The 26,758-nt window shown below is 61.3% G+C and carries 26 protein-coding genes; 13 read left to right on the top strand and 13 right to left on the bottom strand.

Annotation, left to right across the window (positions count from 1 at the left end; all coding sequences use genetic code 11):
- Window positions 1-53: 53 nt before the first annotated feature.
- The 4 genes from adeC to LOY31_RS11700 all read left to right on the top strand — a co-directional run bounded on the left by adeC (window position 54) and on the right by LOY31_RS11700 (window position 3,204).
- Complete coding sequence (adeC, locus tag LOY31_RS11715) at window positions 54-1,469, top strand: AdeC/AdeK/OprM family multidrug efflux complex outer membrane factor (protein WP_221533114.1); 1,416 nt, start codon at window positions 54-56, stop codon at window positions 1,467-1,469.
- Between the two features lie 149 nt (window positions 1,470-1,618).
- Window positions 1,619-1,939, top strand: a complete 321-nt coding sequence (locus tag LOY31_RS11710) for a hypothetical protein (RefSeq protein ID WP_221533113.1) — start codon at window positions 1,619-1,621, stop codon at window positions 1,937-1,939.
- 183 nt (window positions 1,940-2,122) lie between these two features.
- Complete coding sequence (locus LOY31_RS11705) at window positions 2,123-2,728, top strand: SCO family protein (RefSeq protein ID WP_039770777.1); 606 nt, start codon at window positions 2,123-2,125, stop codon at window positions 2,726-2,728.
- Complete coding sequence (locus LOY31_RS11700) at window positions 2,728-3,204, top strand: copper chaperone PCu(A)C (RefSeq protein ID WP_007956880.1); 477 nt, start codon at window positions 2,728-2,730, stop codon at window positions 3,202-3,204. The genes LOY31_RS11705 and LOY31_RS11700 overlap by 1 nt, the downstream gene beginning before the upstream one ends.
- 83 nt (window positions 3,205-3,287) lie before the next feature.
- On the opposite strand, the gene LOY31_RS11695 is transcribed toward LOY31_RS11700, so the two are convergent.
- Window positions 3,288-3,704 (bottom strand): organic hydroperoxide resistance protein, encoded by a 417-nt coding sequence (locus tag LOY31_RS11695; protein WP_007956881.1) that lies wholly within the window; start codon window positions 3,702-3,704, stop codon window positions 3,288-3,290.
- Window positions 3,705-3,969: 265 nt separating this feature from the next.
- Between LOY31_RS11695 and LOY31_RS11690 the strand changes: the two genes are divergently transcribed.
- The 4 genes from LOY31_RS11690 to LOY31_RS11675 all read left to right on the top strand — a co-directional run bounded on the left by LOY31_RS11690 (window position 3,970) and on the right by LOY31_RS11675 (window position 5,714).
- Window positions 3,970-4,422, top strand: coding sequence for an Ohr family peroxiredoxin (locus tag LOY31_RS11690; protein WP_007956895.1), 453 nt, complete (start codon window positions 3,970-3,972; stop codon window positions 4,420-4,422).
- Window positions 4,423-4,601: 179 nt separating this feature from the next.
- Window positions 4,602-5,063: a MarR family winged helix-turn-helix transcriptional regulator gene (locus LOY31_RS11685; protein WP_085608943.1), complete on the top strand. Its 462-nt coding sequence runs from the start codon at window positions 4,602-4,604 to the stop codon at window positions 5,061-5,063.
- An 82-nt stretch (window positions 5,064-5,145) separates the two neighbouring features.
- Window positions 5,146-5,520, top strand: coding sequence for a hypothetical protein (locus LOY31_RS11680; RefSeq protein ID WP_007956899.1), 375 nt, complete (start codon window positions 5,146-5,148; stop codon window positions 5,518-5,520).
- A complete protein-coding gene (locus tag LOY31_RS11675; RefSeq protein ID WP_085608944.1) occupies window positions 5,517-5,714 on the top strand; it encodes a helix-turn-helix transcriptional regulator in 198 nt (65 codons plus the stop codon). The genes LOY31_RS11680 and LOY31_RS11675 overlap by 4 nt, the downstream gene beginning before the upstream one ends.
- A gap of 60 nt (window positions 5,715-5,774) precedes the next feature.
- Here the strand turns inward: LOY31_RS11675 and LOY31_RS11670 are convergent, their stop codons facing one another.
- Entirely contained in the window at window positions 5,775-6,788 is a 1,014-nt protein-coding gene (locus LOY31_RS11670) for an ABC transporter substrate-binding protein (RefSeq protein ID WP_134022834.1), read from the bottom strand.
- A 103-nt stretch (window positions 6,789-6,891) separates the two neighbouring features.
- Window positions 6,892-7,782, bottom strand: coding sequence for a LysR family transcriptional regulator (locus LOY31_RS11665; RefSeq protein ID WP_258713303.1), 891 nt, complete (start codon window positions 7,780-7,782; stop codon window positions 6,892-6,894).
- Window positions 7,783-7,909: 127 nt separating this feature from the next.
- On the opposite strand from LOY31_RS11665, the gene LOY31_RS11660 reads away from it, so the two are divergent.
- The gene (locus LOY31_RS11660; RefSeq protein ID WP_085608947.1) at window positions 7,910-8,353 is read left to right on the top strand and encodes a GFA family protein; all 444 of its coding nucleotides are present in this window, start codon (window positions 7,910-7,912) and stop codon (window positions 8,351-8,353) included.
- Here LOY31_RS11660 and LOY31_RS11655 read toward each other — a convergent pair.
- Window positions 8,334-9,365: a sterol desaturase family protein gene (locus tag LOY31_RS11655; protein ID WP_258713302.1), complete on the bottom strand. Its 1,032-nt coding sequence runs from the start codon at window positions 9,363-9,365 to the stop codon at window positions 8,334-8,336. The genes LOY31_RS11660 and LOY31_RS11655 overlap by 20 nt on opposite strands.
- Before the next feature lie 287 nt (window positions 9,366-9,652).
- Between LOY31_RS11655 and LOY31_RS11650 the strand changes: the two genes are divergently transcribed.
- Window positions 9,653-11,863 carry an LTA synthase family protein gene (locus LOY31_RS11650; protein ID WP_258713301.1) on the top strand — a complete coding sequence of 737 codons (2,211 nt, stop codon included), beginning with the start codon at window positions 9,653-9,655 and terminating at the stop codon, window positions 11,861-11,863.
- A gap of 49 nt (window positions 11,864-11,912) precedes the next feature.
- On the opposite strand, the gene LOY31_RS11645 is transcribed toward LOY31_RS11650, so the two are convergent.
- Entirely contained in the window at window positions 11,913-13,949 is a 2,037-nt protein-coding gene (locus LOY31_RS11645) for a TonB-dependent receptor (RefSeq protein ID WP_258713300.1), read from the bottom strand.
- Between the two features lie 326 nt (window positions 13,950-14,275).
- On the opposite strand from LOY31_RS11645, the gene katG reads away from it, so the two are divergent.
- Window positions 14,276-16,543, top strand: coding sequence for a catalase/peroxidase HPI (gene katG / locus LOY31_RS11640; RefSeq protein WP_258713299.1), 2,268 nt, complete (start codon window positions 14,276-14,278; stop codon window positions 16,541-16,543).
- Window positions 16,544-16,611: 68 nt separating this feature from the next.
- On the opposite strand, the gene pepN is transcribed toward katG, so the two are convergent.
- Genes pepN through LOY31_RS11610 form a run of 6 tightly spaced genes read right to left on the bottom strand, consistent with a single transcriptional unit; the run spans window position 16,612 to window position 23,125 of the window.
- Window positions 16,612-19,269 (bottom strand): aminopeptidase N, encoded by a 2,658-nt coding sequence (gene pepN / locus LOY31_RS11635; protein WP_258713298.1) that lies wholly within the window; start codon window positions 19,267-19,269, stop codon window positions 16,612-16,614.
- A gap of 10 nt (window positions 19,270-19,279) precedes the next feature.
- Entirely contained in the window at window positions 19,280-20,110 is an 831-nt protein-coding gene (locus LOY31_RS11630; RefSeq protein WP_258713297.1) for a DUF2797 domain-containing protein, read from the bottom strand.
- Window positions 20,107-20,367 carry a YeaC family protein gene (locus tag LOY31_RS11625; RefSeq protein ID WP_007956913.1) on the bottom strand — a complete coding sequence of 87 codons (261 nt, stop codon included), beginning with the start codon at window positions 20,365-20,367 and terminating at the stop codon, window positions 20,107-20,109. The genes LOY31_RS11630 and LOY31_RS11625 overlap by 4 nt, the downstream gene beginning before the upstream one ends.
- Before the next feature lie 30 nt (window positions 20,368-20,397).
- Window positions 20,398-21,267: a rhomboid family intramembrane serine protease gene (locus LOY31_RS11620; protein ID WP_258713296.1), complete on the bottom strand. Its 870-nt coding sequence runs from the start codon at window positions 21,265-21,267 to the stop codon at window positions 20,398-20,400.
- Window positions 21,264-22,238, bottom strand: coding sequence for a metallophosphoesterase (locus LOY31_RS11615; protein ID WP_169432621.1), 975 nt, complete (start codon window positions 22,236-22,238; stop codon window positions 21,264-21,266). Before LOY31_RS11615 ends, LOY31_RS11620 begins: the two co-directional genes overlap by 4 nt.
- Entirely contained in the window at window positions 22,235-23,125 is an 891-nt protein-coding gene (locus LOY31_RS11610) for an NAD(+) kinase (RefSeq protein WP_007956919.1), read from the bottom strand. Before LOY31_RS11610 ends, LOY31_RS11615 begins: the two co-directional genes overlap by 4 nt.
- Before the next feature lie 115 nt (window positions 23,126-23,240).
- On the opposite strand from LOY31_RS11610, the gene LOY31_RS11605 reads away from it, so the two are divergent.
- Window positions 23,241-24,191 carry a DUF1853 family protein gene (locus LOY31_RS11605; RefSeq protein WP_221533095.1) on the top strand — a complete coding sequence of 317 codons (951 nt, stop codon included), beginning with the start codon at window positions 23,241-23,243 and terminating at the stop codon, window positions 24,189-24,191.
- 111 nt (window positions 24,192-24,302) lie between these two features.
- Here LOY31_RS11605 and LOY31_RS11600 read toward each other — a convergent pair whose 3' ends face one another.
- On the bottom strand, window positions 24,303-25,586 hold the full coding sequence (locus LOY31_RS11600; protein ID WP_221533094.1) for an arsenic transporter: 1,284 nt from the start codon (window positions 25,584-25,586) through the stop codon (window positions 24,303-24,305).
- Window positions 25,587-25,755: 169 nt separating this feature from the next.
- Window positions 25,756-26,313, bottom strand: a complete 558-nt coding sequence (locus LOY31_RS11595) for an NADPH-dependent FMN reductase (protein ID WP_007956924.1) — start codon at window positions 26,311-26,313, stop codon at window positions 25,756-25,758.
- 185 nt (window positions 26,314-26,498) lie between these two features.
- Between LOY31_RS11595 and LOY31_RS11590 the strand changes: the two genes are divergently transcribed.
- Window positions 26,499-26,735 (top strand): hypothetical protein, encoded by a 237-nt coding sequence (locus LOY31_RS11590; RefSeq protein ID WP_007956926.1) that lies wholly within the window; start codon window positions 26,499-26,501, stop codon window positions 26,733-26,735.
- Window positions 26,736-26,758 lie beyond the last annotated feature (23 nt).

The raw sequence follows: 26,758 nt of genomic DNA, 5'->3' as shown, positions 1-26,758 counted from the left end.
TTTCTCATCACGGGCGCCCGGCGTCCGCTCTCATTCGTGAACGAGGCTGTTTGATGTCCAGGTTGCCGATTTCCCTGCTGTCCGCCGCGCTGCTGCTGGGCGGTTGTTCGTTGATTCCCGATTATCAGCGACCGGCATCGCCGAGCGCGGCGCAGTATCCCCAAGGTCCGGCGTATGCCGCGCAATCCCCGGTCACACCCCGGGTCGAGGACTGGCGCGCGCTGTTCAATGACCCGGCGTTGCAGCAATTGATCGAAAGCGCACTGGTCAACAACCGTGATCTGCGGGTGGCCGCGCTGAACGTCGAGGCGTTTCAGGCGCAGTACCGCATCCAGCGTGCCGATCTGCTGCCGGCGGTGTCGGCCAACGCCAACGAATTGCGTCAGCGGGTGCCGTCCAGCGTGACCCGCACCAAGGCGGCGATCACCTCGACCTATTCGGTGAACCTGGGCATCAGCGCCTATGAACTGGACTTCTTCGGCCGGGTGCGCAGCCTCAGCGAGCAGGCGCTGCTGACCTGGCTGTCCACCGAAGAGGCCCGGCGCAGTGCGCAATTGAGTCTGGTGGCCAACGTCGCCAACGCCTACCTGACGTGGCGCGCCGATCAGGAGTTGCTGGCGCTGGCCCGGGAGACGCTGGCCGCCGACGAACGAAGCCTGCACCTGACCACCCGCAACCGCGAGGCCGGCAAGTCTTCGGCGCTGGACCAGATTCAGGCGCAGACCAGTGTCGACAGCACCCGCGCGAGCCTGGCCCGTTATCAGCGTCAGGTTGCCCAGGACTTGAACAGCCTGACGCTGCTGGTGGGCGCGCCGGTGCCCGAGCACCTGCCAGCGCGTCCGCTGGACAGTGATCTGGTGGCAACCGTGCCGGCCGGGTTGCCGTCGGATTTGTTGCAACGCCGGCCGGACATTCTCCAGGCCGAATACAAGCTGCGCGCCGCCAATGCCAACATCGGCGCGGCGCGGGCGGCGTTTTTCCCGAGTGTCAGCCTGACCGCCAATGCCGGGACGTCCAGCCGCGACCTTTCCGGGCTGTTCAAGGGCGGCTCCGGGGCCTGGACGTTCCAGCCGCAGATCAACCTGCCGATCTTCAACGCCGGCAGTCTGCGTGCGAGCCTTGATTACGCGAAGCTGCAAAAAGACATCACCGTCGCCGAGTACGAAAAGACCATTCAGACGGCATTCCAGGAAGTGTCCGACGGCCTCGCGGCGCGCCAGACCTACGAACAACAACTCCAGGCCCAACGCGATCTGGTGCAGGCGACCCAGGACTACTACGACATGGCGCAGCACCGATATCGAAGCGGCGTCGACAGCAGCCTGACGTTCCTCGATGCCCAGCGTTCGCTGTTCAGTTCCCAGCAAGGACTGATTACCGACCGGTTGGCGCAACTGGTGGCGCAAGTGAACCTGTACACCGCGCTGGGTGGTGGCTGGAGTGCTGGTGAGGGATCAAATCATCAGTAACGCTATATATTCGAAGCCAATAAATGGAGTTGCCCACCATTTCCTATCAGTCTGAGCAACTGTCAGAAATGACAGTAGAAGGTAAATAGGTGGAATCATATGCTCCCTTTACTCGGAATTTGCCGAGATCAACGAAGGGAGCACATTCGATGGCGGATAAAATCACGAAATTCCTGCCCTACAACATCGAAGGTTTCGATGCTGTGACAAAGACTCTCTCAGTGGCACGGATTAGCCCGCCCGGAGCGAAGATTCAAGCCCCGGCCGACTCAAACATAGAGAGACTTATCTTTACGGGAGCTAACAGTTCGGTAGATCTGCACATGACGAATTTCCTGAGTACTCCGATGATGGAATGCACACTTCCCATATGGTTTTTGATGAACAACCTGGGCGCTGTCGTCAACTGCCTGTTCCGATCATCGCCCAGCGGAGTTGTAATCGCTGACGATATGAAAATCGTCCCTTGATACAACCAGTGAGATCGCACTCCTTACCCTGCGTCATTTTTTCTTACACCTTTTGTCGCCAGATCCCACATTGCCCGGCGATCGAAAACCGGCGCAGCGGATCATTTTGGTATCATGCGCCGCTTTTACGGTTAACCCGCCTGCCTGTCCTGCCGACTGGCGGGCTCCAAAGGGCGGTATGAAATGACGGCTTTGTTGACTCGCCGCAAGGTGCTTGCGGGAATGGGCGTACTCGGTCTCGGCCTGCTCGCCGGCTGCGACACCCGCGGCGAACTGTCGTACAAGTACGGCAAGGATCTGAGCGACAAGATCCTCGGACGCACCTTCAAGCTCAAGGACACCGAAGGCAACACCGTGACGCTCTCGAGCTTTCGCGGCCTGATGCCGATGATCTTCTTCGGTTTCACCCAATGCCCGGCGATCTGCCCGACGACGCTGGCCCGCGCCGCGAAAATCAAGAAGCTGATGGGCAAGGACGGCGACATCCTGCAAGTGGTGTTCATCACCCTCGACCCGGAACGCGACACCCCGGAAATCCTCGACGCCTACGTCAAGACTTTCGATCCAAGCTTCGTCGCGCTGTACGGCACCCTCGAAGAAACCAAGGCCACCGCCAAGGAATTCGACGTGTTCTACGAAAAGGTCCCGGCCGGCGACACCTATACCCTCTCCCACACCGCCACCAGCTATGTCTACGACACCCGGGGCACGTTGCGCGTGGGTCTGTCTCAATCGCTTTCTGCACAAGAGTGCACGGAAGATTTGCTTACCGTCATGGAGGTCTGCTGATGAACCCTTTTCTGAACAACATCAAACGTGCCGCACTGGGCCTGTCCCTGCTGGGCCTGGCTTTCCAGGTATCGGCGCAGACCAAAGTCGACGATGCCTGGGTGCGCGCGACCGTGCCGAACCAGTCGGCCAGCGGCGCGTTCATGACCGTCACCGCCGACAGCGACAGCAAGCTGCTCAGCGTTGCCTCGCCTGCGGCCAAGGACGTGCAGATTCATGAAATGACCATGAAGAACGACGTGATGAGCATGGGCCCGGTGAAATCGGTCGACCTGCCAGCGGGCAAGGCCGTCAACTTCGACCCGAATGGCTACCACGTGATGCTGATGGGCCTGACCGCTCAGCTGAAGGAAGGCGACAGCGTGCCGCTGACCCTGACCGTGGAAAACGCCAAGGGCGAAAAAGAAACCGTTGAAGTGAAAGCACCGGTCAAGGCGCTGACCATGGAAGGCCACGATCACAGCAAGATGCATTGATCGCTGACTGACAGATCTACGGTTTCAAAAAACAAAAGGGGCGGCATGATCGATGATCATGCCGCCCCTTTTGCATCTGGATATCAGACCAGTTTCAATTCGACCTCGATATTGTTGCGCGTAGCCTTGGAGTACGGGCACACCTGATGCGCCGCATCCACCAGCTGCTGCGCCGCGCCACGCTCCATTCCCGGCAGGCTTACATTCAGTCGCGCCTGCAGGAGATACCCTCCCGAATTAGTGCCCAGGTCCACTTCGGCATCCACCGCCAGGTCTGCCGGCAGGCTGATTTTCTGCTGCCCCGCCACCGCTTTCATCGCGCCAATGAAACACGCCGACCAGCCTGCGGCGAACAATTGTTCCGGATTGGTCCCGCCGCCACTGGAACCGGGCGACGACAGTTTTACATCGAGGATCCCGTCGGAACTGCGCGATGCGCCGTCACGTCCGCCGGTGGTGTGGGTTTTCGCGGTGTAGAGGACTTTTTCGATCTGACTCATGGCGATCTCCTGAATGAAAAACAGCAGATTGTTCACTCGGCGCCTCCCGTCGCAGCCTTGAGGTGCGCCACCCGTTTCACACAGCCCTCTCACTATAGACGCGGGTTTGCCGCTCACCCGGCCGGCGGACGTGCGGATAACCGCCGGTCGTATTGGCACCGCCAAGCGGGTTGACAGAACCAGAGGGCGAGAGGATTATTATTACATCGCATACGATCTAACCGTATACGATCACAACCAATCACAACACCTTGAGGATTCCCCCATGAGCAAAATTGAAAAAGTCCTGGCCACCGGCAAAACCCACACCACCGCCAGCAGCGCCGGTCTCACCTCCCGTGGTCACAACGGCAATCTGGACATTCAGCTCTCGACGCCCGGCAGTGCCAAACCGGCGCACGTGTTTGCCAACGTCCTGCCCCACCCGACCGCCGAGCAACTGTTCGCCGGTGCCTGGTCGTCCTGCTACACCGCCGCCGTCGGCCTGGTGGCCAATGACCTGGGCGTGGTGCTGCCGGCCGACATGTCGGTAGACATCGAAGTGGATCTGGGCCAGACCGGCCCCGCCTATTTCCTTCAGGCTCGCCTGACCCTGCGCGTCCCGGGCATCGCTGAGGACATCGCGAAAAACCTGGCCCACACCGCTGACCAGATCTGCCCGTACTCCAAGGCGACTCGCGGCAACATCGAGGTGGCACTGAACGTCATCACCGAGTAATTTTTTGGTACAAAACTCATCGCATGCGATTTAGGCGCATAAGGAATAACTAACCGGTTCGCGCTGAGAATGGCGAACCGGTTACCTCAGGCAACATGATCAACACTCCCGATAGAATCGCATCCGACGTATAGTTCGCCCCATACGTTTCACCGGTCACCCGACCCACGAGGATGAACATGAATTCCACCGCCAATACCGCACCAACCGATCTCAAACTCAGCGATTTCCTGTGCTTTGCCGTCTACTCCACCAACCTGGCGTTCGGCAAGGCCTACAAACCGATCCTCGAACGACTCGGTCTGACATACACCCAGTACATCACCATCGTCTCCCTGTGGGAGCAGGACAACCAGACCGTCGGCGGCCTGGGCGAGAAGCTGTTCCTGGAATCGAACACCCTCACGCCAATCCTGAAAAAACTTCAGGCCATGGGTTATGTGCAACGCCAGCGTGACCCGGCAGATGAACGCCAGGTGCGGATCAGCCTGACCCAGAGTGGCCGTGACTTGCGCAACGTGTCTTCGGGCACGAGCCTGTTCGAGGCGACGGGACTGACCACGGAAGAGTTCACGCAGATGCAGAAATCGATCGTCAAGTTGCGCAACAACCTGATCCGGTCGATGAATGCCGAGGGTTGATCGAGTCCTGATGGAAAGCGTGCTTTACATAACTAGTGGCTTCAGTAACTATGTAAAGGGTCTTTTACACAGGAAGTGAAGCATGAATCGATTCCATCTCGAAATGGGCGGCGCGCTGGTGCTGTATGCCGTCGTGCTGATTGCCTCGACGGTTGCGCTGCAGTCGTTGGAGGACGCCAACATTTACCTGCGCACGCTCATTGTTCTGACGCCGATGATTCCGGCCGCACTGGTGTGCTGGAGCGTGGTACGCGACATGAGGCGTCTGGACGAAATGTATCTGCGCATCCAGTTCGAAGCCCTCGGCTTCGCCTTCGCTGCCTCGGCCTTGCTGACCTTCAGCTACGGTTTTCTGGAGAACGTCGGCGCCCCCCATATCCCGTGGTTCTGGGTCTGGCCGGTGATGGGTGCGATGTGGATGATCGGCCTGCGCATCGCGCGGCGCCGCTACCAATGAAGAACCGGCTCAAGGAGCTGCGCGCCGAGCGCAAGTGGTCGCAGGTGGATCTGGCCGAACGCTTGAACGTTTCGCGCCAGACCATCAATGCGATTGAAAACGAACGCTACGACCCGAGCCTGCCTCTGGCATTCCAGATTGCCCGGGCGTTCGAGATGCCGATTGAGAGCATCTTTGATGACTCGATGAATTGATACGAATAGCCCGCCCGTCAGCACGGGCTGCCGGGTGGACTGTTCAGAAAAGACGAGTGTTTAGCTCCCTGCCCCGCCATGGGCCTCTTCAAAGAAATAATCCTTCCAGCTGTCCGCCTTGTTCTTCAGCACACCCAGCTCCTGCAATTTCTCTGCATAGATAAAGGTGCGTTGCGGCACCACGGTGAAATCGATTTCCGGGTCGGTGACGATTTTCTCCACCAGCGCCAACGGCAGTTTCGACTGCTCGACACGGATATAGGCCTGGGCCGCCGCAGGTTTGTCGGCCTTGATGATCTTCTCGGCCTCGGCCAGGGCGTCGTAGAACGCCTTGTAGGTTTTCGGGTTTTCGTCGTGGAATTTTTCCGTGGTGTAGAGCACGTTGAACGTGGCCTGGCCGCCGAGCACGTCGTAGGAACTCAGCACTTTATGTACGTTGGGATTCTGCAACGCCTGGTACTGGAACGGTGGGCTGGAGAAATGCGCGTTGATTTCCGAGCCGCCGGCGATCAATGCGGCCGTGGCATCCGGGTGCGGCAGGCTGACGGAGATGTCGTCGAATTTCTTGTATTGGTCATTGCCGAATTCCTTGGCCGTTTCGATCTGCAGCGTGCGGGACTGGAAGCCCACACCCGCTGCCGGTACGGCGATGCGATCCTTGTCGCTGAAGTCCTTGAGGGTTTTCACGTTCGGGTTATTGGTCAGCAGGTAGTTAGGCATCGAGCCCAGCGAAGCGATGGCCTTGACGTTCTGCTTGCCCTTGGTGCGATCCCACACGGTGAGCATCGGCGGCACGCCGGCCGAGACCACGTCCAGGGATCCGGTGAGCAGCGCTTCGTTCATGGCGGTGGCGCCGGAAATGCTGTTCCAGTCGACCTTGATGTCCAGGCCCTGGGCCTTGCCGTGTTTCTCGATCAAGTGCTGATCGCGCACCACATCCAGAATCAGATATCCGATGCCGAATTGCTGGGCGATGCTGATCTTGCCTTCGGCTTGAGCAGTGTTGCCGAGCAGCGCACCAGCCAGCGAAGCCGCCAGCAGCGTCAGTGCAGAACGTTTGAACGGTAGGGCCATGACAACCTCGTAGTGATTTACCGGGAAATCTGTGAGGCCGGACTCTATCGCTATAAAAAACGAAATTTAAATACCGTTATCGCATATTGATATCACCTGAATGTCAGTCTTGCAGAAACGCCTGCAAGTCCGCGCCCAAGCCATCGAACACCGCTGAAACCCGCTGCACCCGGCGCATGTCCTGATGCATGGCGATCCACACATCCACCGTAAAATCCACGTCTGCGGGCAGAACTCGTATCAGACCATGGCGCTCGGCCAGTTGCCGGGAACTCACGCCAATCCCCAGCCCGGCACGCAACGCCGCCCATTGCGCCAGATGATCATCGGTGCGGATGGCCGTGTGCTCGGCTGAACAATCGAAGCCGCGCTCGCGCAGGAATTCGATCTCGCCCGCATTGCGATCCGGGCCGATCAGCGAAAAACGGCGCAAGTCCTCAGGCGTTTCAGGCACGCCCTGCTCCGCCAGCAATTCCGGCGTGGCGTACAGGCCGACGTGCAGGTCGCCGACCTTGCGCGCCACCACCGACGCTTCGGTCGGGCGGCGGATGCGCACGGCGACGTCGGCCTCTTGCCGTGAGAGGGTTTGCAGACGATTCGACACGTTCAGTTCCAGCGCCAATTGCGGGTGCTGTTGACGTAAACGGCGCAACATCGGCGGCAGGATCTCGACGCCCAATAGCTTGCCGGCCGTCAGGCGCACGGTGCCGCCGGTTTGCGCCACGTCGGCGGAAGCGGCGCGGTTGAAGGCGTTGGCGGCCAGGGCCATGGCTTCGACGTGGCCGATCAACTCCCTGGCGGTCTCGGTCGGCAACAGCCCCGAGGGCGAACGAATGAACAGGCTGACGCCGACGCTCTGCTCCAGCACCTCGATCCGCCGTCGCGCCGTGGCCTGGGCGATTCCCAACAAGCGCGCGGCGCCCGACAGACTGCCGGTGCGCAATACCGCGAGAAAGGCGCGCTGGGTTTCCCATTGAAGTTGTGGAGCGTTCATACATTTCCTGTGAGCGGTTGGGCAGTTTTGGCCGATGTTCATTCACCGGGGTCTGCGGCATGCTGCGCGAGCATACCGCACGGGCCTTGCGCCCGGCATCGAACCCGCAGTTGAAGGAGCCTTGCCCATGACACTCACCGGCCAATGTCGCTGCAGTGCCGTCCGCTATCAGTTGAACACCGACGTGCCGCCGGCGATCTACGCCTGCCATTGCACGGATTGCCAGACCTGGAGCGGCAGCGCCTTTGCCCTGCACGCCCTGCTGCCCGCCGACGCCCTGACGTTGACCGGGCCACTGACCACTTATGCCTACGATCTCAATGGGCAGCACGCCGAACATCAGCTGTGCAGCGTCTGCCACACGCGATTGTTCAACACCACAACGGCCGCGCCGGGGATGAAAGTGCTGCGCGCCGGCACGCTCGATGAAAGTCGCTCACTGCAACCGATGGCGCACATCTGGGTGAGTCACAAACAACCCTGGCTGACGCTGCCCGAGGGGCTGCCGAGCTGGCCGCAAAGCCCGACCCCGCAAGCCTTCGGTGAAGCCCTCATGGCGTACGCTGGTTGAACCGGGTTCTGAGCCCGTCGGCGTTCGACGACAAACGCTTCGCGGTGTCCACAAACGGGGTGACGATCAGGCTGTACAACGTCAGATAACGCGTGCGGTCCTGCTCGCCCGTGCCGAAGCGCAGCACTTCGGGCTTTGGAGTGGTGACGTACAGCGTGCCGAACAGCCAGTCCCACAGTGACAGATTGATCGCGAAGTTCTTGTTGAAATGTCGCGGTGCGTCGCTGTGGTGAATCTGGTGCTGGGCCGGGCTGTTGAGCACATGCTCGACCGCCGGCCCGAACGACAGCCAGACATGGCTGTGGCGCAGATTGGAACCCAGGCTGTTGATGATCAGCACCAGCCACGTCACGCCGAACAGCGTATAGCGGCTGACTTCGCCGCCGCAGGCGTACCAGACCACACCGGCAAACGCGCCGAGGCCAGCGGTGATGACGGTTCGTTCAACAATCGATTCGACAATGTGAATCCGGCTGGCGGTGGCCGGCACCAGAACCGGCGCCGAATGGTGAACCTTGTGAAATTCCCACAGATAGCGGGAGTGGAAGGCGCGGTGAATCCAGTAATGCAGAAAATCCCTGAACAGGAACACACCCAGTCCGTAGAACAGCGCGATCATCGGGTGATCCGGCACTTGCTCGCGCGCGCCCCACAGCTGAGTGAAAAACTGCGCGTAATCACCTGAACGCAGAATGTGCGGATCGACAAGGCCGACCACGGGCAACACCAGCGTCACCCGAAGAATCGCCTTGATGAAGTAATAACGGTAATCCAGCCAGGCCGAACGATGCCCGTGAACGCGACCGCCGCCGACAAATTGCCAGAAGGATCGGGCCTGCGTCAGATGTCGGGATTTTCGGTGGCGATAAAGGCCGTAAGCCACGCCGTAGGACGTGAGCAGAAACACCACACCCAGGCGACCGTTCAAATCGAACAGGCCAAGGAACTGCTCGGTGACCGGATCGATCACCCAGCGGCTGAGCTGCGCAAAGAGTTGCGTGAGGACATCCACGGAGCTTGATCTCCATCAGAGGTCGCGCATTGTAAATCGCACTGGTTCGCAAATGCAGCACGAACGGATCAAAGGCCGGTTAAACAGCCTGAAACAATAAAACCGTCACCGCGCTCGGGACGGAAAACCGCCAGGACGGTCGCCGAGCAAGGCCCCAGCTCATCCGGGTTGCTAACCGCGCCTTCCGGGACCGGTTCACCCAGCCGTTTAAAAAGGCGATCAGACAGCCCACCCTTGGTATCATCGCCCACACTTTTATGACGATTTGATGGCTGGAAGGTCTTTTTGTGAGCGCTCTTTTTCAACGGTTGCGGCGTCTGGATGCCCGTGTTCTTTCTCTGGTTTTCCTGGTACTGATTGTACCGGTGTGCCTGCGGGCGGCACTTGGCTGGTCGAGCCTGTTCGGTTACCTGTCGGATCTGGCCATCGGCAGTCTGCTGGTGGTGCTGTTGCATCGTCGTCCCTGGTGGCTGGCGCTGCCGGTGCTGCTGTTCTGGGGACTGCTGGCGGTGGCGACCGCTGAACTGGTCAGCGCGGTCGGCCGCCTGCCGACCGTGGCGGACCTGCATTACCTGATCGACCCGCAGTTCGTGGAGAACTCCACCGGCGGCGGCTTCGCCCACCCCGGCGTGGCGGTTGCGCTGCTGGTGGCTCTGGTCTTGTGGTTGCTGAGTCATTGGACTCGACGCGCGACAACCGCCCCCGCTCTGCCCCGCGCAGCCTGGGCGACGCCGGTGCTGCTGTTCTCCGCGTACTGGGGCGCTCAGCATCTGGCCCCGAGCGATGCCGACCCGTGGCGTCTGTACAACCTGCCTCACCAGTTGCTGGCCGCGCAGGTCGCCGACGTGCAGATGCAGGCTGAAGAATGGCTGGACGGCGACACTCAATTCGCTCCCCCGCCCATGGCCGGGCTCACCGATGTCGATCTGAACGGTCACCCGTTGCTGGCGGCCAAGGGCCAGGCGCGCAATGTGCTGATCGTTGCCCTCGAAGGCATTCCCGGTGCCTACATCGGCGCCAATCGCCAAGCCATCGGCAGCCATTATCAGGAAGACCTGATGCCCAACCTCAGCCGCTGGGCCGAGCGCGGCATGAACACCCCGGATTACGTGCTGCACACCCACCAGACCATTCGCGGTCTGTACGCCATGCTCTGCGGCGATTACGACAAACTCGACAACGGCACGCCCAAAGGCGTGGAAATGCTGACCCAGCACGAGCGCAATCAGGCCTGTCTGCCGGCCCAGTTGCGTCAGCACGGTTTCGCCACGCACTACCTGCAAGGCGCAGGGCTGCGGTTCATGGCCAAAGACAAGATCATGCCGCACATCGGTTTCGATGCGACCCATGGCCTGGACTGGTTCACCAACGCCAACTACCTGGAATTCCCGTGGGGCAAGGATGACAAGGCGTTCTTCGAAGGCGCGCTGAAATACGTCGGCGACCTGAAAAAGCAGAAGCAGCCGTGGATGCTCACGCTGCTCACAGTCGGCACTCACCAGCCCTACTCCGCGCCGGAGGAATACCTGCAACGCTACGACACGCCGAAGCAAGCCGCCGTCGGTTATCTGGACGATGCGCTGGAACAGTTTCTCAGCGGCCTCGAACGCCAGGGCGTGCTGAAAGACACGCTGGTGGTGATCACCTCGGACGAATCCCACGGCATCGACGGTGTGCGCCTCGCGTCGTCCTGGGGCTTCAACCTGACCCTCGCGCCGGAGCAGGCGCAACTGCCGCGCCTGAACGCCGGGGTCTACGGTCACGTCGATCTGAGCGCGTCGATTCTGGATTACTTCGACTTTCCCGTGCCTTCCGCCCTCAGCGGTCGCTCGCTGTTTCGCGATTACGATTCGGGCCGCGAAATCATGTCGTTCACCAACGGCAAGCTGCGCTATCACGACGGTCGCGGCCTGCTGACCGAATGCGACATGCCGCGCCGCTGCCGCAATTACGCCAGTGAAGGATTCATCGCCGAAAGCGCCACGTTCAAGGGCAACGCCAGCGGCCAGAATGCCCGGGACATCGCCGCCCGCGCCTCGGCCCTGGACCTGTCGCTGCTGCGTACTCCGCTCAACCAGCGCTATCAGTTCGGCAGCGCCAACGTCATTCCGCTGCAAGCGCAGATCAAGGATGACTGGGCTGACAACCTGATCGGCGCGCAATACCTGGAGATGCCAAAAGGCTCCCACACCCGCGTGCGCCTGACCGTGCGTTCGGTGGATCCGCAGCAGGCGGCGTACATTCAGCTCAAGGCCAAGGAGTTCGAACAGGACGTGCAACTGGGCCTGCCGACCGAGATGGTCGCCACGGCGGATCAGCCGCTGGAGATGGATTTCAGCTTCGACAACCCGCAACCGCGCAAGGCGTTCTCGTTCCACTTGTTGGGGTATGGCCTGGGCGCCGTGGAAGTCAGTGATTTCAGCGTGATCACCGAACTGCCGGGGCAACAGGATCTGCTGGACGAGATCCCGGAAGAAGACACCGCTCAATCGAGTTGAGGTCGACGCCAGCGTCGCAACGACGCTGGCGCTTGTCCGGTGTGAACGATCAGAACGTGGTGCGCAGACCGACCTGAATGCTGCGCCCTTCTGCCGGCGCAATATCGCGCAGGATCGAGCTGGCATAACGCACGGTCTGGTTGGTCAGGTTCTCGGCATTGACGAAAGCCAGCCATTTGCTCTGGCCGACATCAAAGTGATAACCCACATTCGCTCCCAGCGTGGTGTAGCCGTCGGTGCTGCTTTCATTGTCCGGCACCCGGTGCTGGGAACTGGCGTGTTCCACATCGATGCGCGCCTGCCAGCGATCCAGCTCCCACAACAGCCCGGTGTTCAACCGCAGCGGTGCGATGCGCGGCAGGTCCTGGCCGTTGTCGAGGTTCTTGGCGCGGGTGTAGTCGCCCGACAGCTCCAGCGCAAACTTGCCGTAAGCGTTTTCGCCAAGCGTCCAGCGATCCTGCGCTTCGATGCCGCTAAAGCGCGCCCGCACGCCGGAGTAGGTGTATTCGGGGATGCCGTCGGCGTCCTCCTCCCCTTCGTCATTCAGCGTGCGCCCTGTCCCGAGCAGGCCGATGTAGTTGGAGAAATGGCTATAGAACACGCCGACGCTGCCCTTGTGCGTACCGTTGTCAAAACGCAGGGCCAGGTCACTGGAGACGGCTTTCTCTTTCGACAGCCCCGCATCCCCGACTTCATAAGTGCCGGTGGCGACGTGGGCGCCGTTGGCGTAAAGCTCATAGAACGTCGGCGCGCGTTCGGTGTAGCCCAGCGTGGCGGCAACCGACCAGACCGGCGTCAGAGTGTACACCGCACCGGATGACAGGCTGCCGGCGGTGAAGCTGCTGGAGCGATCGGCATTGGCGAAACGCTCGTTGCCCTTGGCGTCCGGATCGACGGTGGTGTGTTCGAGGCGTCCGCCGAGGGTGAACAGCAGGCGATCCGTGGCTTGCAGCTCTTCAAGAATGAACAGTGCACCGGCATCGGTATCGGTGTGCGGCACGAAGGCTTCTTCGCCCAGCGCCGAGAATTCGTTGCGACTGACTTGTGCGCCAATCACCCCGTTGAACGGCCCCAGCGGCTGATGCCGGGCCTCGACCCGCGCCTCGTAGCCCTTGTTCTTGAACGTGGTGCCGACCTCGCCGCCCTCGATTTCGCGGTGCTGGTAATCGGTGTAACCGGCGTCGAGTTTCACCGAGCTGAACGGGCCGTCGAGGTTGCGGATTTCCGAAGCGAACGCGTAGTGCTCCTGCTCCATGCGGATGCGCACATCGTCTTCGGCCGGCGAGCCGTAGTTCGAATCGTAATTGCTGTACGACAGCCCCGCGTAACCGTCATCCCAGGTGTACGACCCGCCCACCGCACCGCCGTCCTGACGACCGTCGCTGTTGGCCAGCCGATGTTTCTTCGAATCACCATCGTCGTTCGCCCGCTCACGACTGGTCTTGGCGTAGCCGGGAATCTTCAGGTCATTGAACTCGCGGGCGCTGGCGTCCAGGTGCAAGGCGAACTGGCCGTTACCGGCTTCGAGCTTGCCGGCGCTGCTGCGAGTGGTGTCGGCGCCGCCATAGCGCAACTCGCCAGCACCGTGAATGCCTTCGATGGCTTCGGTCGGGATGCGGTTGTCGAAGGTGTTGACCACCCCGCCGATGGCGCTGCCGCCGTACAGCAAGGCTGCCGGGCCACGGACGATTTCGATGCGCTCGACGTTGACCGGGTCCAGCGGCACCGCGTGATCGTAGGACAGCGACGAGGCGTCCAGCGCGCCGACGCCGTTGCGCAGGATGCGGATGCGGTCGCCGTCCTGCCCGCGAATGATCGGGCGACTGGCACCCGGGCCGAAGTAGGACGACGACACGCCCGGCTGCTTGTTCAGGGTTTCGCCGAGGCTGCCCTTTTGCTGCAGTGTCAGGTCATCGCCGCTCAACACGGTCGAGGGCGAGGCCACGGTCTGACTGCCCAGCGGATTGCCGGTGATGACTTGCGGTTGCAGTTCCAGCGGGTCGGCGGCGAATGCGGGCGAAGCGATCAGCAGCGCCGAGGCCATGAGCGTCAGGCGGGGTTGGAAGGTGTGGAAACGGGAAGGCATTTCAGAAATCCGTCAGGCAGAAAAGTGAGGATCAATGCCGGCGCTACAGAGGGTGTGTTGCCGGCATCGATCAGATGAAATCATTTTTATGTTATACAATAACATTTCTAATGGCCATCACGTTTCTGCCACAAAATTGCAAACCATCGCTCAAGCACGGGTGTTTTAACGCCCTGCCCGGCACCGGATCACGAGACTTCGCGTAAGAGACTGCGCCTATCACGCACCAATAGTCGGCCTATTAGCTGACTCGCCGAGTCGGGTCTAGCCTTACTACTCCGAAGTCGGCACGAGCCGGCCGCAGAAGACCTGATAAGGACCCGAACATGGCAAATGAATCGAAATGCCCGTTCAATCACGCCGCCGGCGGTGGCACGACGAACCGCGATTGGTGGCCGAATCAACTGAACCTGAAAATCCTGAGTCAGCACTCGCCCGCATCCGATCCGCTGGGCAAGGACTTCGACTACGCCAAGGCTTTCAAAAGCCTGGATTTCCAGGCCCTCAAACGCGATCTGACGGCGCTGATGACCGACTCCCAGGAGTGGTGGCCAGCGGACTTCGGCCACTACGGCCCGCTCTTCATCCGCATGGCCTGGCACAGCGCCGGCACCTATCGCACCGCTGACGGCCGTGGCGGCGCCGGCTCCGGCCAGCAACGCTTCGCCCCGCTCAACAGCTGGCCGGACAACGTCAGCCTCGACAAGGCCCGCCGCCTGCTGTGGCCGATCAAGCAGAAATACGGCCGCAACATTTCCTGGGCCGACCTGATCGTTCTCACCGGCAACGTCGCGCTGGAATCCATGGGCTTCAAGACCTTCGGTTTCTCCGGCGGCCGCGCGGACGTCTGGGAGCCGGACGAAGATGTGTATTGGGGTTCGGAAAACAAATGGCTGGGTGGCGACAACCGCTACGGCAAGGATCCGGAATCCATGCAGCCGCCGGGCGAAGGCACACTGGTCGCGGAGCCCGCCGAACACGGCAATGAGGAAAGCCGCACCAATCAGGGCGAACGCAACCTCGAGAACCCGCTCGCCGCCGTGCAGATGGGCCTGATCTACGTGAACCCGGAAGGTCCGGAAGGCAATCCCGACCCGGTGGCCTCGGCCAAGGACATCCGCGAAACCTTCGGCCGCATGGCCATGAACGACGAGGAAACCGTCGCCCTGATCGCCGGCGGCCACGCCTTCGGCAAAACCCACGGGGCCGGCCCCGCCGATAACGTCGGCCCGGAACCGGAAGCCGCCGGCCTTGAAGAACAAGGCCTGGGCTGGAAAAGCACCTTCGGCACCGGCAAAGGGGCCGACACCATCACCAGCGGCCTGGAAGTCACCTGGACCACCACCCCGACCAAGTGGAGTAACAACTACCTGGAAAACCTGTTCGGCTTCGAGTGGGAACTGACCAAGAGCCCCGCCGGCGCCCATCAGTGGAAACCGAAAAACGGCGCCGGGGCCGGCACCATTCCCCACGCCCACGACCCGAACAAACGCATCGACCCGACCATGCTCACCTCTGACCTGGCCCTGCGTTTCGACCCGGCCTACGAGAAAATTTCGCGGCGCTTCCTGGCCAATCCCGATCAACTGGCCGACGCCTTCGCCCGGGCCTGGTACAAACTGATTCACCGCGACATGGGCCCGCTCTCGCGTTATCTCGGCCCGGAATTGCCGCAGGAAGAGCTGCTGTGGCAAGACCCGATTCCCGAAGCCAAACATCCACTGGTGGATGACAGCGATATCAGGGCGCTGAAAGGCAAAGTACTGGCGTCGGGGCTGTCCGTCTCGGAGCTGGTCTCCACCGCGTGGGCGGCCGCATCGACCTTCCGGGGTTCGGACAAACGCGGCGGCGCCAATGGCGGACGTCTGCGTCTGGCACCGCAAAAGTTCTGGCAGGCCAACCAACCGGAGCAACTGGACAAGGTGCTGAAAGTCCTCGAAGGCATTCAGAACGAGTTCAACGCCGGGGGGGCAGGCAAGCAAGTCTCGCTGGCGGACCTGATCGTGCTGGCCGGTAACGCTGGTGTCGAGCAAGCGGCGAAAAACGCCGGGCACACGGTGACCGTGCCGTTCAATCCGGGGCGCACCGATGCGACTCAGGAGCAAACCGATGTCGAATCGTTCGGTTTCCTCGAACCGCACACCGACGGCTTCCGCAATTACGCCCCCAACACCTATCGCGTACCGGCGGAGGCATTGCTGATCGACAAGGCGCAACTGCTGACCCTTTCGGCACCGGAACTGACCGTACTGATCGGCGGCCTGCGGGTACTGGACACCAACGTCGGCAAGACGAAACACGGGGTGTTTACCGACAAGCCCGGTTCACTGACCAACGACTTCTTCCGCAACCTGCTGGACATGGGTGTGGAATGGAAACCGACGTCGAAAACCGAGTTCGAAGGCCGGGATCGCAAAACCGGCAGCGTGAAATGGACGGCGACCCGGGTCGATCTGGTGTTCGGTTCCAACGCGATACTGCGGGCGCTGGCCGAGGTATATGCCAGTTCCGATGCGAAGGAGCAGTTCGTCACGGACTTCGTTGCGGCTTGGGCGAAGGTGATGGATCTGGATCGGTTTGATTTGCGGCAATAAGGGCTTTTTCATCTGGGCACAAAAACGCCGCTCATTGAGCGGCGTTTTTTTATTGCCCTGAAACAGCGTCAGGCAAGGCTTTTGCTGACCACTTCGTACACATCACTGGACAGCTGCCCCGAAGCCAGAATCCGCTCCAGCTCCCCCCTCATCAGCGCCTGACGAGCGCCGTCATACTTGCGCCAGCGTGTCAGCGGCGCCAGTTGACGCGAAGCGATCTGCGGGTTGAAGCCGTTCAGTTCGATCACCAGATCCGCGAGGAAGCGATAACCCGAACCGTCCGCCGCATGGAAGTTGATCAGGTTCTGCCCGGCGAACGCACCGACCAGCGCGCGCACCTTGTTCGGGTTCTTGATGTTGAACGCCGGGTGCTGCATCAGCGCTTTCACGCGCTCCAGACCGCCCGGCAAGGTGCTGCCCGCCTGCACGCTGAACCACTGATCCATGACCAGCGGATTGTCCTTGAAGTGCTCGGCAAAACTGGCCAGCGCCTTGGCCTTCTCGTCGTCGAACGGCGAGTTGACCAGCACCGCGAGTGCGGTCAGGCGTTCGGTCATGTTGTCGGCGCTGTCGAATTGCTCCAGCGTCGCCGCCAACACTTCCGGTTTGCCGCTGAGCATCAGGTACGACAAGGCAATGTTCTGCAACGCGCGACGGGCGAAGTGCTCGGCCTCGGCCACGTAAGCAGTTTGCTTGGACAGGTCACGGTTGGCCTGGTAACGCAACCACAGCGCTTCGAACAAACCTTCCGAAAGTTGCTTGCGGGCGAACTCGCGGGCGTTATGGATCGCATCGACGTCAGCCGTTTCGCTGATTTCCGTCAGATAGGCTTCACCCGGAAGCGAGAGCATTTCCGCGACCATTGCCTGATCCAGCGACTCGTCCGACAGCACGGTGCGCAGCGCGGAAACCAGACGTGGGTCGAGCACCAGGCTTTCGCCCTTCTGCTGCTGGCCGATCAACTCTTGCAGCACCTGCACCGACAGTTGCTGGCCGGCATCCCAACGATTGAAACCATCGCTGTCGTGCTGCATCAGGAACATCAACTGATCGCGGTTGTACGGGAAGCTCAGTTTCACCGGCGCCGAGAAGCCACGCAGCAAGGACGGCAGCGGTTGTTCGGCGATGTCGACGAAGGTGAACGTCTGCTCGGCTTCGGTCACCGAGATCACTCGGCTAGTGCCTTGGGCCGAGGCTTCGCCGGCCAGACGCAGGGCAATCTCGTTGCCCTGGCTGTCGAGCAGGCCCAGCTCCACCGGAATCACGAACGGCAGCTTTTCAACCTTGTCCGGGGTTTCCGGGCAGCTCTGGCGGAAGGTCAGGCTGTAGGTTTTCGCAGCGGCGTCGTAAGACTCGCTCACCGCCAGACGCGGTGTGCCGGCCTGGCTGTACCAGCGCTTGAACTGGGTCAGGTCGACGCCGTTGGCATCTTCCATGGCCTTGATGAAGTCATCGCAGGTCACGGCCTGGCCGTCGTGGCGTTCAAAGTACAGGTCGCTGCCCTTGCGGAAGCCTTCGGCGCCCAGCAGGGTGTGGATCATGCCGACCACTTCCGAGCCCTTTTCGTACACGGTCAGGGTGTAGAAGTTGGAGATCTCGATGAAGCTGTCCGGACGCACGGCGTGGGCCATCGGGCCGGCATCTTCGGCGAACTGGTGGGTACGCAGGTACGCCACGTCCTGAATGCGCTTGACCGTGGCCGAGTTCATGTCGGCGGAGAAGCCGGAATCGCGGAAGACGGTGAAGCCTTCTTTCAGCGACAGCTGGAACCAGTCGCGGCAGGTCACGCGGTTGCCCGACCAGTTGTGGAAGTATTCGTGGGCGACGATCGCCTCGACCCGCTGGTGCGCGGCGTCGGTGGCGGTTTCGGCGCGAGCCAGCACGGCGCTGGAGTTGAAAATGTTGAGGCCCTTGTTCTCCATCGCGCCCATGTTGAAGTCGTTCACGGCGACGATCATGAAGATGTCCAGATCGTACTCGCGACCGTAGACCTCTTCGTCCCAGCGCATCGACTTCTTCAGGCTGTTCATCGCGTGCTGGCACTTGTCGATGTTTTCCGGCTCGACATAGATGCGCAGCGCCACGTTGCGATTGGTCATGGTGGTGAAGCTGTCTTCAACGCACCACAAGTCACCGGCCACCAGCGCAAACAGGTACGCCGGTTTCATGAACGGGTCTTCCCAGGTCGCCCAGTGCCGGCCGTCTTCGCCGGGGCCGCTGGCGATCGGGTTGCCGTTGGACAGCAGCACTGGATAGCTGTGCTGCTCGGCGACCACGGTAGTGGTGAACTTGCTCATCACGTCCGGGCGGTCGAGGTAATAGGTGATCTTGCGGAAGCCTTCGGCCTCGCACTGGGTGCAGAACATCGTGCCGGACTTGTACAGGCCTTCCAGTGCGGTGTTGGTTTCCGGGTGGATCTTGACGCTGGTGTCGACCGTGAAGGTTTCGCTGGCCGGTTGCAGGGTCAGGTGGTTCTCGGTCAGTTGATAATCGTCGGCGCTCAGTTCCTGGTCTGCCAGGGTCACCGAGAGCAGTTCCAGCTGCTGGCCATCGAGCACCAGCGGCGGCAGGCCCGGGCCACGGGCCGGGTTGCGGCGCATCACCAGTTGCGCGTGGACCAGACTGTGGTCCTCGAACAACTCGAAGGTCAGGTGTGTTTCATCGATCAGGTACTCGGGCGCCTGATAGTCCTTCAGGTAAATCATCTTCGGTTGTTCGGTGCGCATGCTGAAGTCCTTATTGATGCACGGCGAGCTGATAGGCCGTGTACTTGCGAATGTTGATCACGCCGGTGTCGAAGATCAGGTACTGGCCCTTGATCCCCAGCAGCGTGCCTTCGGCAATCGGGTTCTTGTCCAGGTTGAAGCTGACGATCTTGGCCGGGTACTGCTCGACCGGGTAGCGGATTTCCAGCGGCTCGACATCGGCGATGGTCTGAATGGCCTGGAGACCGAATCGCTCCTGCAAACCTTGCAGACCCGGGGCGCAGCTTTCGAACAGTTGATCGCGCACCTGCGCCAGATCCACCGCCGCCGCGTCGCCCTTGAGCAAGGCGCGCCAGTTGGTCTTGTCCGCCACCTGACTGCGGAACAGGTCTTCGACGAAACCCGACTGCTGCCGCATCGAAACGCGCATGATCGGCAACGCCTGACTGGCCCCCTGATCGAGCCAGCGGGTCGGCAGTTGAGTGGCGCGGGTGATGCCGACCTTGATCCCCGACGAATTGGCCAGGTAGACGACGTGGTCGGTCATGCAGAACTTCTCGCCCCACTCAGGCTCCCGGCAGGTGCCGGCCTCGAAGTGGCAGCGTTCCGGGCTCATGATGCAGATGTCGCACTGGGCCAGTTTGGTCATGCACGGGTAGCAGTAACCCTGACTGAAACTGGTCTTGGTCTTGCGCCCGCAATGGGTGCAGTGAATCGCCCCCAGGTATTCCAGACGCACCGTGCTGCCGATCAACGGGTTGACCGGCACCTCGACGTCATCCAGACGAAACGCGTACTGCACGTTCGGCCCGTCCAGGCGCGCCGACATTTTGCTGATTGCACCGCGGCCGATCTCGATCAATGGATGGCGTCCGACTTGAACAGGATGTTCGGCACTTCGATCGACTTCGACGCACATTCCTGCGGGCCCATGTAACCGGTGCGCTCTTCCTCGGGCAGGTTCTGCATTTCCCAGGCGATCATCGCCTGCAACGACAGTTCACGCTGTTCGGCGGTGAGTTTGCCACCGTCCGACCATTTGCCGATCTCTACCGCCAGCTTCAGGCTCTGGTAGATATCCGGGGTGATGTTCTTGATCAAATCGTTAAAAGAGGACATCAGGGTCTCCGTGCTCTTTATTCAAAAAATTCAGGCGGCCAGTTTACGGCGGTTGTACAAACCGCCCAACAAACCGGTGAAGCATCCGATGAGTAACCCGCCGACGTGGGCGGCGTTGGCGATTTCGCCGAAACCGATCATCGAGATCAGCCCGGACATGCACACCAGCAACCACACCAGCATCATCACCAGCACGCCGCGCGGCAGGCGATAGGCCGGGTTCGGCGCCAGCAGCTGGAAGATCCAGCAGTGACCGAGCAGCCCGTAAAGTACGCCAGACAGGCCGCCGAACAGGCTCGGGCCGCCCCACGCGAACTGCGCATAGTTGGAAACGAGGCCGAACAGCAGCGTCAGGCCGATCAGGTTGACGCTGCCCTGGCGCGACTCGATGCGCCGCCCCAGTTCCCAGTACCACATGCCGTTCATGGCCAGGTGCAGGATGCCGAAGTGAATCAGCATCGGCGTGAACAGGCGCCACCACTGCCCCGCCGCCAGGCTGTCGGCCAGCGGTGTGAAATGGATGTAGTCGCCGATTACGCGGAAATCGAGGAAGGTCAGCCAGCGCATCGTCTCGAGGTTATCGCCGAGAAAGGTCAACCCGCCGACGATCAGGCTCAGCAGCAGAATGAACCCGGTGGCCTTGGCGTGTTTCAGTTGCTCGGCAAAGCTCGGGCGCTTGAACGTCGGCGCCACCGGAATTTCCAGTTGCTGATCCGGGTCGCCCGCCGGGAAACGCTCGTACAGCGAGCGTACGTCGTCGCTGATTTCCGAGGGCACCCACAACACCTGCTCGCCCGCCTCTTCGCTGACGCGATGGGGCACTTGCATGCGTTGCAGCAGTTTGACGAAACCACTCAGGTCCGCCGCCAACGGCACACGCAAGACGGCTATGGCACTCATCGCAGCACCTCCGGCCGCTCGACGTCGACCCAGACAAATTTATGCGGATCGAGGCGGGTTTCCTGATCCAGACGATAGGCCACCAGTTTGCCGTAGAGCACCGCGCTGTAATCCAGGCACGCGAGGTTCGGGCGGATCGGCGCCGGTTTGCCGCTGCGCCAGTAGTGGCCGACGAACAGCAATGGCTCATCGACGCCGTAGCGCAGCAGGGAATTCTTTTCGCTGGAGGTCAGCGGCTTTTGCGCCACCGGTTCGGGCAGTGCGTCGGGCTGGAACACGATGTCGCCATAGGTTTGCGGGTCGTCTTCCCAGAACTTGGTGCGGAAGAACGAACGCACCAGGCCATCGCCGCTGGTCATGGTCAGGCCATCCGGCAGGCGCATGTCAGTGCCGCGCAGCAGGCGATCGAACACGGTGCAGGCGAAACTGCCGGGCACGGCCGAGGCCTGGAGGAAGTGCTCATCGATGCAGCCATCGGGGAACAGCGCGCGCAGCGGCTCGATCAGGCCGGCATCCCAGCAGGCATGCACCACGCGGAAACGTCCGGCATCGACGAACAGCGGCAGTTGGTAGAACCACTGCTGGAAGTCGTGCCAGTCGCCCGGATGGTCTTCGAACTGAGTCAAGGTTTCATGCAGCAGACGGGCATGGCGCGGCGTGTGTTCACGGACGAACTGCTTGCCGCTGCCGGGAGGCGCCGGAGTGCTCCAGCCGAGGGCGTTGAACTCGTGGTTGCCCATGATGCACAACGCCTGACCGGCCTCGACCATGTCATGAACGATGTGCAGCGCCTCGCGAATCCGCGGGCCACGGTCGATGATGTCGCCGACAAACACGGCCATGCGCGATGGATGCCGCCAGACCCCGCCCTGCTTGTGGTAACCGAGTCGGTCCAGCAGGTGTTCCAGGGTCAGGGCGCATCCGTGCACGTCACCAATCAGGTCATAACTGCGCGCGGGATCGAGCATCAGTCGCCTCCACCACCCAACTTGCTGCCCCAGCCGAGCTTGGTGCGGCAGACTTCGTAGTAGTTGTGGTCGAGCGGATGGATCAGCCGCAGCTTCTGCGCTTTCTTGCTGACGGTAATGGTGTCGCCCGGCGCGCAGGTGAAGTGGTTCTGCCCGTCGCAGGAGACCTGCGGGTAGATCTGCATATCTTTGGACACGACGATTTTCAGCTCACTGTTGCCATCGACCACGATCGGTCTGCCCGACAAGGTATGGGGGTACATCGGCACAATCACAATAGCGTCAAGCTTGGGATGCATGATCGGGCCGCCGGCGGACAGTGCGTACGCGGTGGAACCGGTCGGGGTCGACACGATGAGGCCGTCGGCCTTCTGGCTGCAGACGAACTGGCCGTCGATGTACAGCTCGAACTCGATCATCCGCGTCGACTTACCCGGGTGCAGCACCACGTCGTTCAGCGCATCGCCCTGGCCGATGGCCTCGGCGTGACGACGGACTTCGGCCTGCAGCAGGAAGCGGTTTTCCACCAGATAGTGGCCGTCGAGCACCTCGGCGACCTTGATTTCCAGTTCGTCGGGGCGGATGTCGGTGAGAAAACCGAGGCTGCCACGGTTGATCCCGAGCACCGGAATATTGTGTTTGGCCAGTGCCCGCGCCGCGCCGAGCAGGCTGCCGTCACCGCCGACCACGATGACCATGTCGCAGACTTCACCGAGCATCTTGCGCGACGAGGTTTGCAGGCCATGGCCCGGCAGGACTTCGGCGATGGTGTCTTCGAGAATCACATGCAGGTGACGATCGAGCAGGAAGCGTTTCAGTCGGCGGACGGTATCCAGCACCTGGGAGCTGCCCAGGCGACCGATGATGCCGATATTACGAAATTGCTCCATGGGACTCCTGCGGGGGACTGAGACGGCGAAAAACACGATTATGGGCGAAAGCGCCGGATAGACAAAATCCTTTCAGCCCCGAGGATGCACCGGTGTTTGAGGCTATGCTCGCAAGATGATCCTATTTCCCGATTTGCTGCAGTTGCCCCACCAGTTACGCCACCCCGAGGTGCGTGATCTGGCGTGGGTGATCCTCGCCCCGCCGATGCTCGCCACGACCCCGTGGCCGCAGCGCCATCCGCTGGCGGGCAGCGACTGGGTCAGCGACCCCGAGCGCCTGGAACACTGGCTGCGCCAGCTCGACCGCGACAGTTACGGCCTGCTGCACTGGCTGTCCCAGGCCCGCACCCGGCGCCTGGGCCTGTATTACGAGCGGTTGTGGCAATTTGCGGTGGAACACGCGCCGGGCATCGAGCTGATCGCTGCCAACCTGCCGATCCGCCGCGAAGGCCACACCCTCGGCGAGCTGGACATGCTGCTGCGCGACCGCGACGGCGTGCATCACCTGGAACTGGCGATCAAGCTCTACCTCGGCCCGCAGAACGGCAACGGTCATGATCCGGCGTCATGGCTGGGGCCGGGCTGTCATGATCGGCTGGATCGCAAACTGGCGCATTTGAGCGAACATCAGCTGCCGATCTCCGCGCGCCCGGAAAGCCGCGAAGTGCTGGCGGCGCTGGATGTCGGGTCGTTCAGTGCGCAATTGTGGCTTGGCGGGTACCTGTTGTATCCGTGGCCCGGCCAGTCCGTGCCGCCCAGCGGCGCCCACCCGCAGCATCTGCGTGGCAGCTGGCTGCATCAGAAAGACTGGTCGGCATTTGTCGCCCAGCGCCCGGACGGGCGCTGGCAACCCCTGCCCCGCCACGCCTGGCTGGCGCCGGCGCACTACCCGGTGGATCAGACCTGGAGCACCGGACACTTGCAGGCCTGGCTCGATGAACTCGAACCGCTGGCCCCGGCGCAACTGATGGTGCGCCTGACCGAAAATGCCCGGGGCGAATGGGAAGAAGCCGAGCGGCTGTTTCTGGTGTCGGATCTGTGGCCGAACGTGCCTGGCCAATCCTGATTTCTGTTGTGTCTGATCTGGCCCCTTCGCGAGCAAGCTCGCTCCCACAGGTTCAGTGTTCACCGCATAACCTGTGGGAGCTAGCTTGCTAGCGATTGAAGCCAACTGGTTCTAAAGGGATAACCGCACGGCGAGTGCCGCCAAGGTGACCAACAGCACCGGCACGGTCAGCACGATCCCGACCTTGAAGTAATACCCCCAGCCGATCCGGATATTCTTGCGCTCCAGCACATGCAGCCAGAGCAAGGTCGCGAGACTGCCGATCGGGGTGATTTTCGGCCCCAGGTCGCTGCCGATCACGTTGGCGTAAATCATCGCTTCCTTCACCACACCCGTGGCCTGACTGGCATCGATCGACAGCAACCCGACCAGCACCGTCGGCAGGTTGTTCATGATCGATGACAGCAAGGCCGTCAGCACCCCGGTGCCCATCGCAGCGCCCCACACACCGTACCCGGCGAACACATCCAGCCACCCGGCCAGATAATCGGTGAGCCCGGCGTTGCGCAGTCCGTAGACCACCAGGTACATGCCCAGCGAGAAAATCACGATCTGCCAGGGCGCCTCTTTCATCACCTTGCGCGTGGAAATCTTGTGCCCGCGCGCGGCGATCGCCAGCAACAGCGCCGCGCACACCGCCGAGATCGCACTGATCGGAATCCCCAGCGGCTCCAGCGCGAAACAACCGATCAACAGAATCAGCAACACGGCCCAACCGGCGTAGAACGTGGCCTTGTCGTGGATGGCGGTTTCCGGATGTTCAAGCTGTTCAGGGTCGTAGGCCTTGGGAATGTCACGGCGGAAGAACCACAGCAGCATGCCCAACGTGGCCGCGACGCTGACGAAGTTGACCGGCACCATCACCGCCGCATAGCGGTTGAAACCGATGTGGAAAAAGTCGGCCGAGACGATGTTCACCAGGTTCGACACCACCAGCGGCAGGCTCGCGGTGTCGGCAATGAAGCCCGCGCCCATGACGAACGCCAGGGTCGCCGCCGGGGAAAAGCGCAGGGCCAGCAGCATGGAAATCACGATCGGCGTGAGGATCAGCGCCGCGCCGTCATTGGCGAACAGCGCCGACACCAACGCGCCGAGCAGCACCATGAAAGCAAACAGCTTGCGCCCGCTGCCCCGCCCCCATCGCGCTACGTGCAACGCGGCCCAGGCGAAGAATCCCGCTTCATCGAGCAGCAGACTGATGATGATCAGCGCCACGAACGTGCCGGTGGCGTTCCATATGATTTGCCACACCAGCGGGATATCGCTCAGGTGCACTACGCCGAAAATCAGCGCGATGATGGCGCCGAATGTTGCACTCCAGCCGACCCCGAGGCCTTTGGGTTGCCAGATCACCAGGGTAATGGTCAGCAGGAAAATCAGTGACGCAGCGAGCATTCGCGACAGCCTTCAGTCAGGTTAAGAAAACAAGCCACAACAAAAACCTGTGGGAGCGAGCTTGCTCGCGATGGCGGCGTGTCATTCAACTGAAGTGTCAGCTGATACACCGATATCGCGAGCAAGCTCGCTCCCACAGGGTCGATATCTTGTCAGAAAACTCAGTGGTTCACTTCTTGTGCTGCGCCACCCACTCACCAAAAGCATTGATGAAACTTTGCAGGAACGGCTTCACCGACTCGTTCAGCTTGCCCGCCTCGTCGAACGCCGTGCCCGCGCCGCCCAGATAGGCTTCCGGCTGCTGCATGCACGGCACGTTGAGAAAAACAAAGGACTGACGCAGATGCTGGTTGGCACCGAAACCGCCGATGGCACCCGGCGAAACGCTGATCACCGCCCCCGGTTTGCCGCTCCAGACACTCTTGCCATACGGCCGCGAACCGACATCGATCGCGTTCTTCAAAGGCGCCGGCACTGAGCGGTTGTACTCCGGGGTGACAAACAGCAGAGCGTCGGATGAACCCACTTTTTGCCGGAAAGTGCTGTAGGCTGCCGGCGGTGAATCGCCGTCGATGTCTTCGTTGTAGAGTGGCAGATCGCCAATCTCGACAATGTTCAGCTTGAGATTGGCCGGTGCCAGTTCCGCCAGCGCCAGGGCGACCTTGCGGTTGATGGACGCCTTGCGCAGGCTGCCGACCACTACTGCGACGTTATAGACATTGCTCATTGGAAGACTCTCGACTGTCCGTGGGAGGAGCCAGTAGTTATAGATGATCCGGCGACGATTCCACCAGACGCCGAAGGTTATTTCCTGCGTCTGGAATATTTTTTTCCTGTAGGAAAACTTACCAAGCTTGATGAAGGTCTACCAAGCCGCAAATCAAGCGTTTTATCTCCAGAGGTTCTAAGCAGATGGCAGCAGTACTCGTCGGTCAGTTCCATGCAAGAGATGCGGAAGGCCGCGTTTATTCCGTGCATGAGTTCCAGGAATCCAACCCGTCGGCAGACGGTTTCACCGGCACGGAGCCCGTTACCACCTACAAACTGGCGATTGGCGACCGCGTCAACAAGATCGACGACAACGAGTTTTTGCTGGTTCAGTCGGGCATCACCCTGATCCGCGAACCCGAGCCATCGGTCGCTTCATAACCGATCGTTATGAGCAGAAGTCA

Source organism: Pseudomonas sp. B21-021 (assembly GCF_024749205.1).
Taxonomy (GTDB): Bacteria; Pseudomonadota; Gammaproteobacteria; order Pseudomonadales; family Pseudomonadaceae; genus Aquipseudomonas; species Aquipseudomonas paraglycinae.
Note: the sequence above shows the minus strand (reverse complement) of the source record. Positions and strands in the feature narration are given on the sequence as shown.